At 61.2% G+C, this 15,116-nt stretch carries 14 protein-coding genes; 9 read left to right on the top strand and 5 right to left on the bottom strand.

The genetic code is table 11. The features are described 5' to 3' along the window. Positions 1-119 precede the first annotated feature (119 nt). Both ACYG9R_RS00350 and ACYG9R_RS00345 read left to right on the top strand, forming a co-directional pair. Positions 120-1,136 carry a thymidylate synthase gene (locus tag ACYG9R_RS00350; protein WP_023824522.1) on the top strand — a complete coding sequence of 339 codons (1,017 nt, stop codon included), beginning with the start codon at positions 120-122 and terminating at the stop codon, positions 1,134-1,136. Then, complete coding sequence (locus tag ACYG9R_RS00345; RefSeq protein ID WP_023824523.1) at positions 1,133-2,065, top strand: alpha-glutamyl/putrescinyl thymine pyrophosphorylase clade 3 protein; 933 nt, start codon at positions 1,133-1,135, stop codon at positions 2,063-2,065. Before ACYG9R_RS00350 ends, ACYG9R_RS00345 begins: the two co-directional genes overlap by 4 nt. Here the strand turns inward: ACYG9R_RS00345 and ACYG9R_RS00340 are convergent. Both ACYG9R_RS00340 and ACYG9R_RS00335 read right to left on the bottom strand, forming a co-directional pair. Continuing rightward, the gene (locus tag ACYG9R_RS00340) at positions 2,051-3,160 is read right to left on the bottom strand and encodes an ImmA/IrrE family metallo-endopeptidase (protein ID WP_023824524.1); all 1,110 of its coding nucleotides are present in this window, start codon (positions 3,158-3,160) and stop codon (positions 2,051-2,053) included. The genes ACYG9R_RS00345 and ACYG9R_RS00340 overlap by 15 nt on opposite strands. Further along, on the bottom strand, positions 3,150-3,416 hold the full coding sequence (locus ACYG9R_RS00335) for a hypothetical protein (protein ID WP_155922436.1): 267 nt from the start codon (positions 3,414-3,416) through the stop codon (positions 3,150-3,152). The genes ACYG9R_RS00340 and ACYG9R_RS00335 overlap by 11 nt, the downstream gene beginning before the upstream one ends. 203 nt (positions 3,417-3,619) lie before the next feature. Between ACYG9R_RS00335 and ACYG9R_RS00330 the strand changes: the two genes are divergently transcribed. The 6 genes from ACYG9R_RS00330 (at position 3,620) to ACYG9R_RS00305 (ending at position 10,927) form a co-directional block, all read left to right on the top strand. Then, positions 3,620-4,264 carry an AbiV family abortive infection protein gene (locus tag ACYG9R_RS00330; protein ID WP_023824526.1) on the top strand — a complete coding sequence of 215 codons (645 nt, stop codon included), beginning with the start codon at positions 3,620-3,622 and terminating at the stop codon, positions 4,262-4,264. A gap of 195 nt (positions 4,265-4,459) precedes the next feature. Then, positions 4,460-5,515, top strand: a complete 1,056-nt coding sequence (locus ACYG9R_RS00325; protein WP_023824527.1) for a LacI family DNA-binding transcriptional regulator — start codon at positions 4,460-4,462, stop codon at positions 5,513-5,515. A 69-nt stretch (positions 5,516-5,584) separates the two neighbouring features. Beyond that, positions 5,585-6,823 carry an ABC transporter substrate-binding protein gene (locus tag ACYG9R_RS00320; RefSeq protein WP_023824528.1) on the top strand — a complete coding sequence of 413 codons (1,239 nt, stop codon included), beginning with the start codon at positions 5,585-5,587 and terminating at the stop codon, positions 6,821-6,823. 326 nt (positions 6,824-7,149) lie between these two features. Beyond that, positions 7,150-8,070, top strand: a complete 921-nt coding sequence (locus ACYG9R_RS00315; RefSeq protein ID WP_023824529.1) for a carbohydrate ABC transporter permease — start codon at positions 7,150-7,152, stop codon at positions 8,068-8,070. Then, a complete protein-coding gene (locus ACYG9R_RS00310; protein WP_023682951.1) occupies positions 8,070-8,927 on the top strand; it encodes a carbohydrate ABC transporter permease in 858 nt (285 codons plus the stop codon). The genes ACYG9R_RS00315 and ACYG9R_RS00310 overlap by 1 nt, the downstream gene beginning before the upstream one ends. 38 nt (positions 8,928-8,965) lie before the next feature. Next, positions 8,966-10,927: a glycoside hydrolase family 127 protein gene (locus tag ACYG9R_RS00305; RefSeq protein WP_023824530.1), complete on the top strand. Its 1,962-nt coding sequence runs from the start codon at positions 8,966-8,968 to the stop codon at positions 10,925-10,927. A 1-nt stretch (position 10,928) separates the two neighbouring features. Here the strand turns inward: ACYG9R_RS00305 and ACYG9R_RS00300 are convergent, their stop codons facing one another. From ACYG9R_RS00300 to efp, 3 genes are all read right to left on the bottom strand, one after another. Next, positions 10,929-11,729, bottom strand: coding sequence for an endonuclease/exonuclease/phosphatase family protein (locus tag ACYG9R_RS00300; RefSeq protein WP_023671569.1), 801 nt, complete (start codon positions 11,727-11,729; stop codon positions 10,929-10,931). Positions 11,730-11,755: 26 nt separating this feature from the next. Next, positions 11,756-13,216, bottom strand: a complete 1,461-nt coding sequence (locus ACYG9R_RS00295; protein ID WP_023824531.1) for a phospholipase D-like domain-containing protein — start codon at positions 13,214-13,216, stop codon at positions 11,756-11,758. 71 nt (positions 13,217-13,287) lie between these two features. Then, positions 13,288-13,857: an elongation factor P gene (gene efp, locus ACYG9R_RS00290; RefSeq protein WP_023682947.1), complete on the bottom strand. Its 570-nt coding sequence runs from the start codon at positions 13,855-13,857 to the stop codon at positions 13,288-13,290. 129 nt (positions 13,858-13,986) lie between these two features. Between efp and epmA the strand changes: the two genes are divergently transcribed. After that, entirely contained in the window at positions 13,987-15,033 is a 1,047-nt protein-coding gene (gene epmA, locus ACYG9R_RS00285; protein WP_023745485.1) for an EF-P lysine aminoacylase EpmA, read from the top strand. Positions 15,034-15,116 lie beyond the last annotated feature (83 nt).

Genomic DNA, 15,116 nt, shown 5'->3' with positions numbered 1-15,116 from the left:
CGATGCCGGAACAGATAACTTTCGATCCGAGACAGACGATACTTCTAAATCTGATATCCGGTTGCTGAAATTGTGCGACAGTGCCTCATCCGATTCGGAAGGGTGACTGGACGCATACAATGTACGTGGTGCGGGAAACTCTCGATGATCTACTCGGCGTAGTCTACCGAAGATTACTGAGAAGTCGTAATCGCTTGAGCCCTACCAAGGGACCAAACCGAGAGGAAACTGGAGTTCTACTAAAACTGGCGAATCCTAGAAATAGGTTCAGCCGGACTGAAGAAAGGGCAACACTTTTAAGCTGTCTAGGTGAGACGCTTTGGTACCTATCAGGGTCAGACACTCTCGATTTTGTCGAATACTACATACCAAAATACCGCGAATTCTCGAAAATTCCGCAGGAAGCGACTTCCACCACCGGCGCGTACGGACCGCGGCTCTTCGCAGGAAAACCTAACCAAATCAAACGGATCATTGACATGCTCAATGATCCGGACAAGCGCAGCACGCGCCAAGCAGTCGTCCAGATTTTTGACCAAGCGGACTTGGGGGAGAAGGATGTTCCCTGCACGTGCACGGTCCAGTTTTTCGCTCGGGGAGACTACCTTCATTGTCAAGTTTCCATGCGCTCCAACGACGCCTATCGCGGCTTGCCGCACGACGTGTTTGCATTCACCGTGCTCCAAGAACTGGTCGCCCGCAGTACCGATCTTGAAATCGGTACCTATAGCCATTCAGTAGGAAGCCTTCACCTCTACGACAGGGAAGAGGCGAGGGCCAAAAAATATATCGCCGCTGGCTGGCAGGATACGATTGGGATGCCGCCGATGCCGAAAGGGGATCCGTGGAGTTCGGTCAGATGGCTGCTGAATATGGAACGCCAAATTCGAGAAGGGGCGACCGTTTTGGGCCGAACAGACGGAATAGACCCATATTGGATCGATTTGGCTCGGCTCCTTCTTGTAAAGAGACTGTTCGATCAGAAGGACCATCGCGGTGTCGTCAAACAGAAGAATCTGATGTCCTCGACTGTCTACGACGCCTTCATCCGAGGGAGGGAGGCAGAGCTTCCACAAGCATTCATACCCCAGCCTGATATTCCTGGGCTTGTTGTAGGGAAGGAAAAGCAGAGTTGAGCGCCGCGGAGCATCTAAGGATCGCTACCTTTCAGCAGGTACTACACGAGATCAACAACAACACCGTTCCTTTGCCTGGTCTCGCAACGGAGGATCAGTATAACTGTCTTGCTAAGCAGCTTGTTGACAGCCGGCGACGAATTGAGTTCGTTTTTCACATCCGTGACGGGCAGCACCATCCTTCGCGTGCCGACCCTGCTTCCGGCATGTTCGATCCGCTCAAAGCTGCAGTTCTCCACCTGCGCGCCGGCCGACGCGACGAAGCGTATTGGCTCGTATTCCTTGCTACTCATTTCGGGAAACATCAGGCCGACGGATGGGAGCTTACCCGGCAGATATACGGAAAAGTAGGAGGACCAAGCCGTTGGGACTGGGCCGCAATATCTCAGAATCCTGGAGCTTTCCGACCTTGGCTCGCCGTCAATGAGCAACTGCTTCGTATATGGCGCTTTAGCAACCATCGGAAGTACGAGAGCCTAAGAGCAGACTCGACAAAGGGTACAGCAAGAGTGTTCGAGACCTATGTTGCGTGGGTCGGTCCACCTCGCACCCATGCGGGGATGATCCATGACCTGCACGTCGAGGTTGGGCAGAACCCACAGGCGGTATTCGACAAGATGTATCGCTCAATGGATGACGTTATGCGCTTCGGTCGTCTCGGCCGCTTCGATTTTCTCACAATGCTTGGTAAGCTCGGTATTGCACCGATTGAGCCTGGCTCGGCCTATCTCTGGCACAGCGCTACTGGACCACTTCGCGGCGCTCGTCTGTTGTTCGGCGGAGCAGCAAATGCGAATTTGCGCGCCTCAGAACTGGACGACTTGCTGCTCCAGATCGACGCGAAGTTGAAGGTAGGGATGCAGGCATTGGAGGATAGCTTGTGCAATTGGCAGAAAAGTCCTGCGCAACACCTGCTATTTCGAGGATAGCTTCGTATCACACTGAGACCACTCATAACGACGCTTTAGCGTGTTGAACTGGCCTCGGCCAAGCTGACCTGAGTGCTGTAATTGCCCTACAAGAACTCCGGGTGAGATGCCGATCTGCACTGCCAAACGAATGATGTCGTTGGCTCGAAATCGGATCTTTTCAAGCGAGCCTTTGAACTCCAAAGGTATCAGGGTGCGCTCGGCAAATTCGTTGGCCTCTTTCTCTTCCTTCTCAGCGACCTCGCTTCCATCTTCGAGAAACAGTGCATCCTTACCGTGCAGCAGAAGGTGGCCAACCTCGTGAAAGAACGTGAACCAGAAATGGTCATCTGACTTGTAGCGAAGCGTCAAGGCGATAAGCGCCTTCGTCGCTGAAAGGAAGCGTGTGGCGCCGCTTGCCCTGCATCCCGTGGGAGCCGGAGCGATTACGAGCGCAACACCGCATTCGGCACACAGTGCCTGCAAAAGTGGGATGAACTGCCATGGATGTTTCCGACGTGTCAAAGCACGCATCTCGGTCACCTTTAGCTTTAGGAGGGCAGGGTTCCAAAGCGCACATGGGATGAACTCACTCTGAAGCTCCGACCAGCGAAGCCATACTGCTACGGCTCCCGGTCTTGATTCGTAGGTGGGCGATGTTCGGAATGAGACTGCCGCTATGTCCTGTCCGTATCGGGCCTGCCATGAGACCTTGTCATCAACTCCGAAAAAATGCAGGAGAGTCGCGGCCAAATCCTCCTTGGCTGGTGCTGGAACCCAGCCAAATTTCACCATGTCCTTGACCGGAAATTGCGCCAGCCAAGTCTGCTGTTCTACCGTCTTCCTTCCCACAGTCCGTTCAAAATCAGCTCGGTAAATATGCTCTAGCTTCAACCAAAAAGAAGCTGATGAACCCACGGCCTTACTCAGGCGTTGCGCCAACGATTCGTCGATCTCTGTCTCCCCGATCAGAAGCCTATCTGCCTCCGGTTCAGGAAGATCGATGTGGGTGGCAAACGTCGCTAACGACATGCCGTGTTGATCCATAATGCGTGCGATTGTAGACCCAGGCGGATGCGTCCAATCGGGAGTGAAGGAGTCAGTTCTATCGTTCATCCGAGATGTCCATGATCTTTATCCGACTGACCTTGCCCCATAGGATCGCCTGGGAAGCATCCATCGGCGGGGTCGTGTGGTTCACTTGTATTTTCAGAAACACCCCAGCGGTCACTTGAATGGATGTTGACTGGCCGAGCCCTTTGGTGGGTGTCATATCGACATCCGGAAGGTCGTCAATGCAATCCGCAGCACGCAACTCAGCCAGAAGCGCCATAAGCGCTTTTGCCACATCCAGCCCAAATTCATCTTCCATTGCTATCGACGACTCGCATAGCCTTCGAAGCGCGATGCGATTGAAAGCTAGCTCCATTCGCTGCCTATTATTCCGATACCAAGCGACTCAAAATTAGCTTTGAGTGCAGTTTGCTTTAATGCGGCTACTTTGCAATCAAAACGATCAATTGCTGGACGCCAGTAGAGTCGCAACCAATTTCACAGAATATGGGATTATCGAGAATGAAAGATCTTAGCCTTCAGGCGATCTGTGAAGGAATGATAGCGATTCGTCACAACGCGTCTGAACTCCTAAAAGACGCGGAGTTACTTTACCAAAACAGCAGGATAAGCAGATCCTACGCTCTTTCGTATGTGGCTTGCGAAGAGGCCGGCAAGCTATCCATCCTTTTGGGCGCCGCCACTCAGATCGTTCTCGGCATTCCTGTCGACTGGAAGGTCACGGGAAAGCGCTTCAGATCACATGACTCGAAAGCAAGTCAGTTCATGGGATTGGCCAGCGCCGTGCCGTTGATCGAAGAGGCCGTAGCAGCCGAGAAAAAGGCCATCGACGTTGAAGACCTATTTATGAAGGCCGCCGCCGGAGTTGCTGTAGGGCCAGCTCTGTTCAGATATCGCAACGCTTCGATGTATTGCGATTTTGAGGACGGTTCATTTGTTACACCAGATGAGCGAATAAATGCTTCGATGGCTGAGCAGATGATTAAGTTTGCCAAGCAGCAAATTACTGCGGCCAATGTGCTGCTCGCCAGCTCAGCTGAAGAGACCGCAGCGAATATCGCCAAGCGAACGCGGCGAGATCGGTATGAATTGGTAATGTCGCTGGTAAGCAAGTTTGCGCAATCGCCTATGCCGCCCCGTCGTTGAGCAGGCCGGTTGCCATGACAACCTGCGGGTTCGTTTGACGCCTCATTTCCCCTTGCCATCCCCAAATTCTCATCCTAGTCTCCCTCTGAGAAAACCTTTTCCCAAACCCCACAGCATCCGCCACCCACCCACATCGACACGCCACAGCCCAGTAAGAGAAAACCTTTTCCCAAACCGAGAACCGACACCCTAACCATGGCCTCCGACACCCCACCACCCGCCAAGACCCCCGTCACCCTGCGTGAAGTCGCGGCGATGGCTGGCGTCAGTGTGGCCACGGCCTCGAAGGCGCTGAACGGGCAGGGGCGGATGACTGCCGAGACGCGGCAGCGCATTCGCGAGACGGCGCAGCGGCTCGGCTTTCGCCCCAACAGCCTGGCGCAGAGCCTGCTTCGGCGGCGTTCCTTTACCGTCGGCTTGCTGACCAACGACACCTATGGCCGCTTTTCGCTGCCGGTCATGTCGGGCATTTCGGATGCGTTGGTCGATGCCGGTGTCTCGGTGTTCATGTGCAATGTCGAGGACGACCCGCGGCTGGCGCAGCTGCATGTCGAGGCGATGCTGGACAAGCGCATCGACGGCATCATCGCCAGCGGCAAGCGCATCGACCGCCATCTGCCGGTCGACCTCGCCAATCTCGGCGTGCCCGTGATCTACGCCTTCAGCCAGCCCGATCCCGATGCCGTCGCCTTCGTCTCCGACGATGCCGGCGGAGCGCGGCTGGCGGTCGACCATCTTTGCCGGCTCGGGCGGCGGCGCATCGCCCATGTCAGCGGTCCTGCCAGCTTTGCCGTGGTGAATGAGCGGGCACAGGCTTTTCGCGATGTGCTGGCCGCGCACGGCCTGCCGGTCACCGAGCCCTTGCTCGGCTCGTGGTCGGAAGCCTGGGGGAATGAAGCCGTCGGAAAGCTGTTCGACGGCCCAACGCTCTTCAACAAGAAGGGAGAGAAACCCGACGCCGTGTTCTGCGGCAACGACCAGATCGCGCGCGGCGTCATCGATGCGCTGCGCGAGCGTGGCCTTGGCGTGCCTGGCGATGTCGGCGTCATCGGCTTCGACAATTGGGAGATCGTGGCCGAGGCGACCCGCCCGCCGCTGACCTCGGTCGACATGAACCTGGCGGCGCTCGGCCGCGAGGCCGGCCTCACTCTGCTTTCGCTCGTCGGCGGCCAACCCGCCGCGCCGGGCATTCGAAAACTGCCGTGCCGGCTGGTGGTGCGTCAGTCATGCGGCCGCCCATTGGACGGCTAGGAGAACGTGCGGCGCCATCTAAGGGAGCGCCGCAACAGGGAGGAGAACAGAACCATGAGGAGGAAAACCATGAAGACCGTGATTACCGGGTTCGCGCTCGCCGCGAGCATCATTGCCTTGCCTGCAATGGCCGCCGACACCGCCAACATCTGGGTTCGCGCCGACGGCTCGAACTTCATGCCGCGCATCGTCGATGCCTTCAACAAGGGCCATGAGAACCAGGTCAAGCTGGACATCATTCCCAATGCCGAGATCATCCCGAAATATGGCGCCGCCGCCGCCGGCGGCACGGCGCCCGACGCGCTGTCGCTCGACCTGATCTACACGCCATCCTTTGCCGCCGCCGGCCAGCTCGAAGACATCACCGACTGGGCGAAATCGCTGCCCTATTTCGCCAGCCTGTCGCCGGCGCACGTCAAGACCGGCACCTACAAGGACCACATTTACGGGCTGCCGTTCTCGGCCGACGCCTCGGTGCTGATCTGGAACAAGAAACTGTTCAAGCAGGCGGGGCTCGATCCCGACAAGGGGCCGGCCAACTGGGCCGAGATCGAGGCCGATGCCGAAAAGGTCAACGCGCTCGGCGGCGACATCAAGGGCTTTTATTTCTCCGGCAATTGCGGCGGCTGCAACATCTTCACCTTCACGCCGCTGGTGTGGGCCTCGGGCGGCGATATCCTCTCCGAGGACGGGTCGAAGGCGACGCTGGACAGCCCGCAGCTGCGCGGCGCCATCGACCTCTACCGCTCGATGGTCAAGAAGGACCTGGTGCCGGCCGGCGCGCAGACCGACACCGGCGCCAACTTCTTTGCCGCCTTCGCCACCGGCAATATCGGCATTTCGCCGTCCGGCGCCTTCGCCATCGGCGCGCTCAACACGCAGTATCCGGATATCGACTATGGCGTCACCTTCCTGCCGGGCAAGGACAGCGGCTGGTCTTCGTTTGCCGGCGGCGACAATTTCGTCGTCACCAAGGGCACCAAGAAGCTCGCCGTGGTGAAGGAGTTTCTCGACTTCGCCTATTCGCTCGAAGGCCAGACCATCCTGGCCAAATACGGCAGCCTGCCGGTGCGCGGCGACATCGCCAAGGAGGCGCTGAAGGATCTCGATCCGCGCTACCAGATCGCCGCCGAAGCCATGGCCAAGGGCCGCACGCCCTATTCCGTGGTGTTCAACGACCTGATCAACTCGGCCAACGGTCCGTGGACGCAGATGATCAACGAGGTCGTCTTCGGCGACGACGTCGATGGCGCCATCGCCAATGCACAAGAGACCATGCAGTCGATCATCGACCAGGCGCAGAAATAAGGACTGGCCGGCGGCGAGGGCGCACAACGCCCTTGCCGTCGCGGGTCCTGATCCGGCCGCCCGGTCCGTCTCCCTGGACGGGCGGCCGGCGCTCCTTACCCTCCCCCTTGTGGGGAGGGTCGCTGCGAAGCAGCGGGGTGGGGGTAGTGTCCCGCCGCCCTACGGATCCAACGGAAGAGCAGCATGACCTCTGGCATTCTCAATCATCGCACCGACGCCCTACCTCTCCCTTGCGGGGAGGTCGGACCGCAGGTCCGGGTGGGAGGCCGGCGCCGTACCCCCACCCCGCTGCTGCGCAGCGACCCTCCCCACAAGGGGGAGGGTAAATGACCATCACCACCACCACCTCGCCACGCGCCAGAAAACTGGTCGGTGCCGGCCGCCGGCAGTGGATCGGCCTGCTCTATGTCGCGCCGGCCGTGGCGCTGGTCGTCGTATTCTTCATCATCCCGCTCGGCATGACGGCCTGGATGTCGCTGCACAACTGGCCGCTGATGGGCGAGCATTTTTACATCGGTTTCGACAATTACCGGGCGATCCTGCGCGACAACCGTTTCTGGAACGCGCTGAGCTTCACCGCCTACTACACCGTGATCGTCACCATCGTGATCTTCGCCGTCGCCTTTCCGCTGGCGCTGTTCATCGAAAAGCCCAGGCGGCTGACCGGCTTTTACCGGACATCCTTCTTCATGCCGGCGGTCGTCGGCTTCGCCTCGGCCAGCCTGCTGTGGTCGTGGCTGCTCAATGTCGATTCCGGCCTGTTCAGCCCTGCCGCCTACGATTTCGGCCTGACGGCGAAAAAGTTCAACCTGCTGGCGACCTTCCAGCCGGCCTTCTGGTCGATCATCGCCATGGTCGTCTGGAAGGTGGCGGGCTTCACCATGATCATCCTGATGACCGGCCTGCAGTCGATCCCGACCGATCTGCAGGAAGCCGCGATGATCGACGGGGCAGGGCCGTTCGCGCGCTTTCGCGCCATCACCCTGCCGCTGATGCGCCGCACGCTGGCGCTGGCGCTGATCCTGTCGATCGCCGGCTCGATCCTCGCCTTCGACCAGTTCTACATCATCCTGCGCGGCGGCCCGCGCAACCAGACGCTGACCGCCGTCTACTGGATCTTCAACCAGTCCTTCGTCTCGTTCAAGCTCGGCTATGGCGCCGCTTTGTCCATGATACTGCTCGCGATCCTGGTGGCGCTCAGCCTGGTTCAGCTGTGGCTGCTGCGCAAGCCGGAGGGCATCGACTGATGGCGCAGGCAAGAAGCCGCAGCAGCCGCCTCTGGCTCAGGATCGCCGAGCATTCGACCGGCATGATCGCCTCAGTGCTGTTCATCGCGCCGATCGTCTGGGCCGTGCTGTCGACCTTCAAGCCGGCGCAGGAGGCGCGCCAGCCGCCGCTGCCGCCATGGCCGACGACCGGCTTCTCGGTCGAGAACTATCGCACGCTCGACACCTTTGGCGACGGCCTCTGGCTGCCGGCGCAAAACAGCCTCTATGTCGCCTCGATGACGGTGATCCTGTCGGTCGTCGTCAGCGTGCTGGCCGGCTACGGCTTTTCGCGCTTCCGCTTTCCGATGAAGGATGTGCTCTTCATCGTCATCCTGTCGACGATCATGATCCCCTTCCAGTCCATCCTGACGCCGATCTTCCTGGTGCTGACCAAGGTCGGCCTGCACAACACGCTGACCGGGCTGGTCCTGGTCTACACCACGCTGCAATTGCCGTTCTCGATCTTCATGATGCGCAACGCCTTCGACGCGGTGCCGCGCGAGATCGAGGAGGCCGCGCGCATGGACGGCGCCAACAACGTCACCATGCTGCTGAAGGTGATGCTGCCGCTGGTCTGGCCGGGCATCGTCACCATCGCGCTGTTTGCCTTCCTCGGCGCCTGGAACGAATTCCTGGCCGCCCTGGTGCTGATGACCGACCAGTCCAAATTCACGCTGCCTATCATGATGACCGCACTTCAGTCGGGCCGCTTCGGCGCCATCGACTGGGGCGCCGTGCAGGCGGGCGTCACCGTGATGATGGTGCCGTGCCTGGTGCTCTTCCTGTTGCTGCAGCGCTTCTACATCCGCGGCCTGATGGCCGGCGCGGTGAAATGACCCCCCGTGAAATGACCAATATCCAACGGAGTGACACGATGACCGTTCAACCATCCGCCAACAAACTCGCCTTCCGCCCACTGCCGGTGCCGCAGGTCGATGTCCGCGGCTTCTGGGGCGACCGTGTCGATGCCGTGGCGTCGCGCACCGCCGACATCCTCTACGAGCGCTGCGTCGAGGCGCGCATGCTGGAGCAGATCGATCCGGACCGGCCCTCGCCGGGCGTCGTCATTCCGTTCCATTCGCCGTCGCCCGACGAGGCTGCCAGCCCCGGCTTCACCGGCTCGACGGTGACGACGCAGATGTTTTGGGACTCCGATTGGGGCAAGACCATCGAGACCGCGGCCTATTCGCTCTACCGGCGCAAGAACGCGGCACTCGAGAAGAAGATCGATGCCGTCATCGACCTGTACGGCAAACTGCAGCAGGAAGACGGTTATCTCTCCAGCTGGTACCAGCGCATCCAGCCCGGCAAGCGCTGGACCAATCTGCGCGATTGCCACGAGCTCTACTGCGCCGGCCATCTGATCGAAGGCGCGGTCGCCTACTACCAGGCCACCGGCAAGCGCAAGCTGCTGGATATCCTATGCCGCTATGTCGACCATATCGCCGACACCTTCGGTCCGGAGCCGGGCAAGAAGAAGGGCTATTGCGGCCATGAGGAGATCGAGCTGGCGCTGGTCAAGCTGGCGCGGGCGACCGGCGAGCAGAGATACATGGACCTGGCCAGGTATTTCATCGACCAGCGCGGGCAGCAGCCGCATTATTTCGACGAGGAGGCGCGTGCGCGCGGCGCCGACCCGAAGGCCTATCATTTCAAGACCTATGAGTACAACCAGTCGCACAAGCCGGTGCGCGAGCAGGACAAGGTCGTCGGCCATGCGGTCAGGGCGATGTACCTCTATTCCGGCATGGCCGACATCGCCACCGAATATGGCGACGATACGCTCAGGGTAGCGCTCGACCGTCTGTGGAACGATCTCACCACCAAGAACCTCTATGTCACCGGCGGCCTCGGGCCATCGGCGCACAATGAGGGCTTTACCAGCGACTACGACCTGCCCAACGAAACCGCCTATGCCGAGACCTGTGCCTCGGTCGGCCTCGTGTTCTGGGCCAGCCGCATGCTCGGCCTGGGCCCCAACGCCCGCTACGCCGACATGATGGAGCGAGCGCTCTACAACGGCTCGATCTCCGGCCTGTCGCTCGACGGCTCGCTGTTCTTCTACGAGAACCCGTTGGAGAGCCGGGGCAGGCACAATCGCTGGAAATGGCATCGCTGCCCCTGTTGCCCGCCGAATATCGGCCGCATGGTCGCCTCCATCGGCAGCTATTTCTACTCCCTCTCGGATGATGCGCTGGCCGTTCATCTCTACGGCGACAGCACCGCGCGATTCGACATATCGAACCGGGCGGTCAGTCTGATTCAGACCAGCAATTATCCCTGGGATGGCGCGGTCTCCATTCGGATCGAAGCCGACGCGCCGGTCGAGTTCACCTTGCACCTGCGCGTCCCCTCCTGGTGCGGCAAGGCGGCGCTCAAGGTCAACGGCGCCGCGGTCGATCTGGATGACATCACCAGCGACGGCTATGCCGCGATCCGGCGCGAGTGGCGCCAGGGCGACCGGGTCGAACTCGATCTCGAAATGTCGATCGCCCGTCTGTTCGCCAATCCGGAGGTGCGTCAGGACATCGGCCGCGTCGCACTTGCGCGCGGTCCGCTGATCTATTGCGTCGAGGAGACCGACAATGCCGGCCAGTTGCATCGGATCGCTCTGCCGCGAACGGCAACAATCGAGGCGCATGCCGAGCCGAACCTGCTCGGCGGCATCGTCACGCTTTCGGCACTTGCCAGCAAGGAAGCCCAGGAAAACTGGGAAACCGGGCTCTATCGCACCGATCCGCCGGCGGTGAGCGAAACGAAAATCACCGCCGTCCCGTACTTTGCCTGGGACAACCGTGAACCCGGTGAGATGCTGGTCTGGCTGCGGGACGGATGAGTTACAGGCTGACGAACGCCGTCAGCGGCAAATGATCCGACGCAACCCGCGACAGCGGCGTGTCATGGGCTTCCACCGACGAGACCATGCCGTGCCGGTTGGCCATGATCCGGTCGAGCGCCAGCACCGGCAGGCCTGAGGGGAAAGTCGGCACCGCCGCCGGCGTGAAACCAAAGGTGGCGTGCAGCGTCTTGAGCGCCGAGCGGTTGCCCAGCCGCCATTCGTTGAGGTCGCCGAGCAGCAAGGTCGGCCTTTCATCCTGGTTGCTCATGATGTCGAGCACGACGCGGGCCTGCTCCGAACGCGAGCGGCGCAACAGGCCGAGATGCGCGGCGATGACGCGCAGAGTGCGCGTTTCGTCGAGGTCGATCTCGGCAACCAGCGCGCCGCGGGGCTCCAGTCCCGGAAGCTTGATCTGATGGACGTCGCGCACGGTGCCGCGCTTGAACAAAAGCACGTTGCCGCGCCAGCCATGGCCCTTGCCGCTTCCGGAAACCGGCACCGGCACAAGCCCTGTTTCGTGTTCGATCCGGGCAAGGTCGAGCAGCCCGGCGCGGTCGCCGAAGCGGTTGTCGGCCTCCTGCAGCGCGATGACGTCGGGGCCGATCTCGCGGATGACGCGGGCGGTCCGTTCGGGGTCGAACCTGCGGTCGGTGCCGATGCATTTGTGGACGTTGTAGGAGGCGACCACCATCTGGGCGCCTTCAATGTGCTTGCGCGGCGTCGCGTTCGCCTTGCGCGCTTTCCTGCCGCGGATCGACAGGAGCACTGTTTCAGGAAGGCTGCGTCCGTTTATGTCCATAGGCCTGCGTTCAATCTGTCCTGATTCTAAAGATAGGGCGATCCCAGCCATAACAACCGGTCAAAGACCCGGATGACAAATGGCCGCGCTCTTAGGGTTGCGAGTGTGACGGGTTTGGCGGAAGCGATTGCCGCTCCGATGCGCCCCTCGATCTCGGCGGCAAAGCCGGTATCCAGCACCTCCAGGTCGATTTCGAAATTCAGCCGCAGCGACCGGGCGTCGAGGTTGGAGGAGCCGACATAGGCCCAGACGCCATCGACCGACAACAGCTTCGAATGGTCGAACGACCCCTCATGCCGCCAGACGCGGCAATAGTGCTTCAGCACCTGGTCGTACTGCGCCGTCATGGCGCGGCCGACCAGGAAGAGATTGTTGACCGCGGGCACGACGATGTCGATCTCGACGCCGCGCCGGGCCGCCGTGACCAGCGCGCTGACAAATTCCCGGTCCGGCAGGAAATAGGGCGACATGATGCGGATCGATTTGCGGGCGACGGAAAATGCCCCCGTCAGCAATTTATGGTTGGTTTCGATGCTGGCGTCCGGCCCCGACGCCACCGCCCGCACCAGGATCGGCTGACCGGGAGGCGGCGAGGGCTTTGCCACGTGCCAGACCTCGTCCTTGAGGGCCTCGTTGCCGGCAAAACGCCAGTCCTCGGCGGCAACCGCGAACAGGTCGGCCACGACCGGCCCCGTGACCTGGAAATGCGTATCCGCCGAGCTGGCAGTGCCAGCGAATTCAGCCGAGAACCCCTTGCGGATGTTCATGCCTCCGGTGAATGCCACCGCGCCGTCGACGATCAGGATTTTCCTGTGCGTCCTCAAATTCGCATAGGGAAGTCTCAGGCCCATGACGATGTTGCCGTTGAACAGATCGACGGTGACGCCGGCTTCCCGGAGTGTCCCAAGGATGCTGGGCACGGAATAGCGCACGCCGACCGCATCGATCAGCACGCGAACCGTCACGCCGCGCCGGACCGCTCCGGCCAGCGATTCGACAAAACGTCGTCCGATCTCGTCATTGTCGAAGATGTAGGTCTCGAGCAGAATGCTGCGCTGTGCGCTGTCTATCGCCCGGCACATTGCTGCGTAAGCTTCGTCGCCGGTCCTGAGGATCGTGATCGCGTTTGCCGACGTCAGTGCGCGCCGCGCCACCCTGTCGCCTAGCGTCTTCAGGCCGGCAAAGCGCTGGCCGAATTCGGCTGAAATGATTGCTTCGAGCGCAATGTCGTGGTCGTGTTTGGCTGTCTCGGCTTCACCGGCGACGGGCCGCATGGCGCTGATGGTGGCGCGGCGGATGCGGTTGATGCCGGCAATGGCATAGATGATCGCGCCAAGGAACGGCGACAAGATCATCACGCCGACCCAGCCGGTGGCGGCGCGCACGTCTTCCTTGGTCATGATTGCGTGGACGATGCCGATGGCGGCCATCAGCATCGGAATGATCACAAGGATCAGAGGCCAGTAGGTCACAAAGGTCTGCCACATCGGCAGGACTATCGAGCCAGCGGCCGCAGAAGGCAATGCAACGGATCAACCAGGACGGAGGCGCTCGCGCGTCAGTCCTTCGCCCGCTCCACATAAGCGCCATCGGCCGTCATCACCACCACGCGGGTACCCGGCGCGATGTGCGGCGGCACCAGCGTGCGCACGCCGTTGGAAAGCACGGCCGGCTTGTATGACGAGGACGCCGTCTGGCCTTTGGTCGTCGGCTCCGTCTCGACCACTTCGAAAGTAGCGCGCTGCGGCAGCACCAGGGCTATGGCGATGCCGTTGAACTGCGAGATCTGCACCGCCATGCCTTCGAGCAGGTAGGGCGCCATGTCGCCGACCACGCTTTCCGGCACCGCGACCTGGTCGTAGCTTTCCGGGTTCATGAAGTGATACCCCTCGGCGTCGGCGTAGAGGAAGGTGTGCTCGCGCTCCTCGACATAGGCGCGCTCGACCTGCTCGGTGGTGCGGTAGCGCTCCGAAACCTTCACCCCGTCGGAGATGCGGCGCATGTCGAGCTGGGTGACCGGCGTACCCTTGCCAGGGTGGATGTTTTCGGCAAAGAGGATCACGTAAAGCTTGCCGTCCTTGTCGACGACATTGCCTTTACGGAGCGAACTGGCGATGACCTTCACCACGGTTTTCAATCCTAGACTTCGTTGGCCTGAAACGATCGTTCGGCGCAAATCGGCTGCGAGAGCCGTCGCCGTAGCGCATCTTGGCCCGAACCGCCAGCCCTGTCAGCAATTCCGTTGCCCGGCAAACCCATGACTGGCGCTTCGCCCTGGTGGACGCCGGATGTTCACGCCGACCGCCGGCCGCGGCTGATGGCGCGTAACGCCATAGCTGCCGCAATGCGCAGCTGGTTTGGCGAGCGCGACTTCATCGAGGTCGAGACGGCGGCGCTGCAGATATCACCGGGCAATGAGGCGCATCTCTCCGCCTTTGCCACCGAGGCTATCGGCGCCGACGGTGCGCGCCGGCCGCTTTACCTCCACACCTCACCGGAATTCGCCTGCAAGAAGCTGCTTGCCGCCGGCGAACGGCGCATCTTCAGCCTGGGCGCCGTCTGGCGCAACCGCGAGCGCGGTCCTTTGCATCACCCGGAGTTCACCATGCTCGAATGGTACCGAGTCGGCGAAACCTATGAGAGCCTGATGGCTGATTGCGCCGAACTGCTGAAGCTCGCGGCTGAGCGGGCCGGCGCCAAAACCTTCCGCTTTCGCGGCCGCGAGGCCGATCCGTTTGCCGAGCCGGAACGCGTGAGCGTGGCGGAAGCTTTTGCGCGTTACGCCGGCATCGATCTTCTTGCCACCGTTTCTGCCGATGGCGGCACAGACCGCGCCGCACTTCATGATGCTCTGGTCAAGGCCGGCCTGCGCACGGCCGACGATGACAACTGGGCCGATTTGTTCAGCCGCGTGATGGTGGAAAAGGTCGAACCGATGCTGGGGCAGGGGCGGGCCACAATCCTCTATGGCTATCCGATCTCCGAGGCCGCCTTGGCCCGGCCGAGCGCGGAGGACCAGCGCGTGGCCGAGCGCTTCGAGCTCTATTGCTGCGGCGTCGAGCTCGCCAATGCTTTTGGCGAACTGACCGATCCGGCCGAGCAGCGCCGGCGCTTTGCCGCCGAGATGGACGAGAAGGAGCGCGTCTATGGCGAGCGCTATCCGCTGGATGAGGATTTTCTCGCCGCCCTCGCCATCATGCCGCAAGCCAGCGGCTCGGCGCTTGGCTTCGACCGGCTGGTGATGCTGGCAACGGGCGCGACGAGGATCGATGACGTGATCTGGACGCCGGTCGCCACTCCTTGACGGAAATCGGCCTCGGTTAAACTCACAAACCGGTCAAGCCGCGCGTCTGTGGCGCCGCCGCGGATGGCTTTGCGGGCCGCTTG

It is taken from the genome of Mesorhizobium sp. RSR565B (assembly GCF_054719465.1).
Note: the sequence above shows the minus strand (reverse complement) of the source record. Positions and strands in the feature narration are given on the sequence as shown.

Bases quoted from the DNA above. Each gene is read 5' to 3' on its own strand.
- ACYG9R_RS00320 (WP_023824528.1), top strand. From the start codon at position 5,585: ATGAAGACCGTGATTACCGGGTTCGCGCTCGCCGCGAGCATCATTGCC.
- ACYG9R_RS00315 (WP_023824529.1), top strand. From the start codon at position 7,150: ATGACCATCACCACCACCACCTCGCCACGCGCCAGAAAACTGGTCGGT.
- ACYG9R_RS00300 (WP_023671569.1), bottom strand. From the start codon at position 11,729: ATGGACATAAACGGACGCAGCCTTCCTGAAACAGTGCTCCTGTCGATC.
- ACYG9R_RS00340 (WP_023824524.1), bottom strand. From the start codon at position 3,160: ATGAACGATAGAACTGACTCCTTCACTCCCGATTGGACGCATCCGCCT.
- epmA (WP_023745485.1), top strand. From the start codon at position 13,987: ATGACTGGCGCTTCGCCCTGGTGGACGCCGGATGTTCACGCCGACCGC.
- ACYG9R_RS00330 (WP_023824526.1), top strand. From the start codon at position 3,620: ATGAAAGATCTTAGCCTTCAGGCGATCTGTGAAGGAATGATAGCGATT.
- ACYG9R_RS00335 (WP_155922436.1), bottom strand. From the start codon at position 3,416: ATGGAAGATGAATTTGGGCTGGATGTGGCAAAAGCGCTTATGGCGCTT.
- ACYG9R_RS00350 (WP_023824522.1), top strand. From the start codon at position 120: ATGTACGTGGTGCGGGAAACTCTCGATGATCTACTCGGCGTAGTCTAC.
- ACYG9R_RS00295 (WP_023824531.1), bottom strand. From the start codon at position 13,216: ATGTGGCAGACCTTTGTGACCTACTGGCCTCTGATCCTTGTGATCATT.
- ACYG9R_RS00325 (WP_023824527.1), top strand. From the start codon at position 4,460: ATGGCCTCCGACACCCCACCACCCGCCAAGACCCCCGTCACCCTGCGT.
- ACYG9R_RS00310 (WP_023682951.1), top strand. From the start codon at position 8,070: ATGGCGCAGGCAAGAAGCCGCAGCAGCCGCCTCTGGCTCAGGATCGCC.
- ACYG9R_RS00305 (WP_023824530.1), top strand. From the start codon at position 8,966: ATGACCGTTCAACCATCCGCCAACAAACTCGCCTTCCGCCCACTGCCG.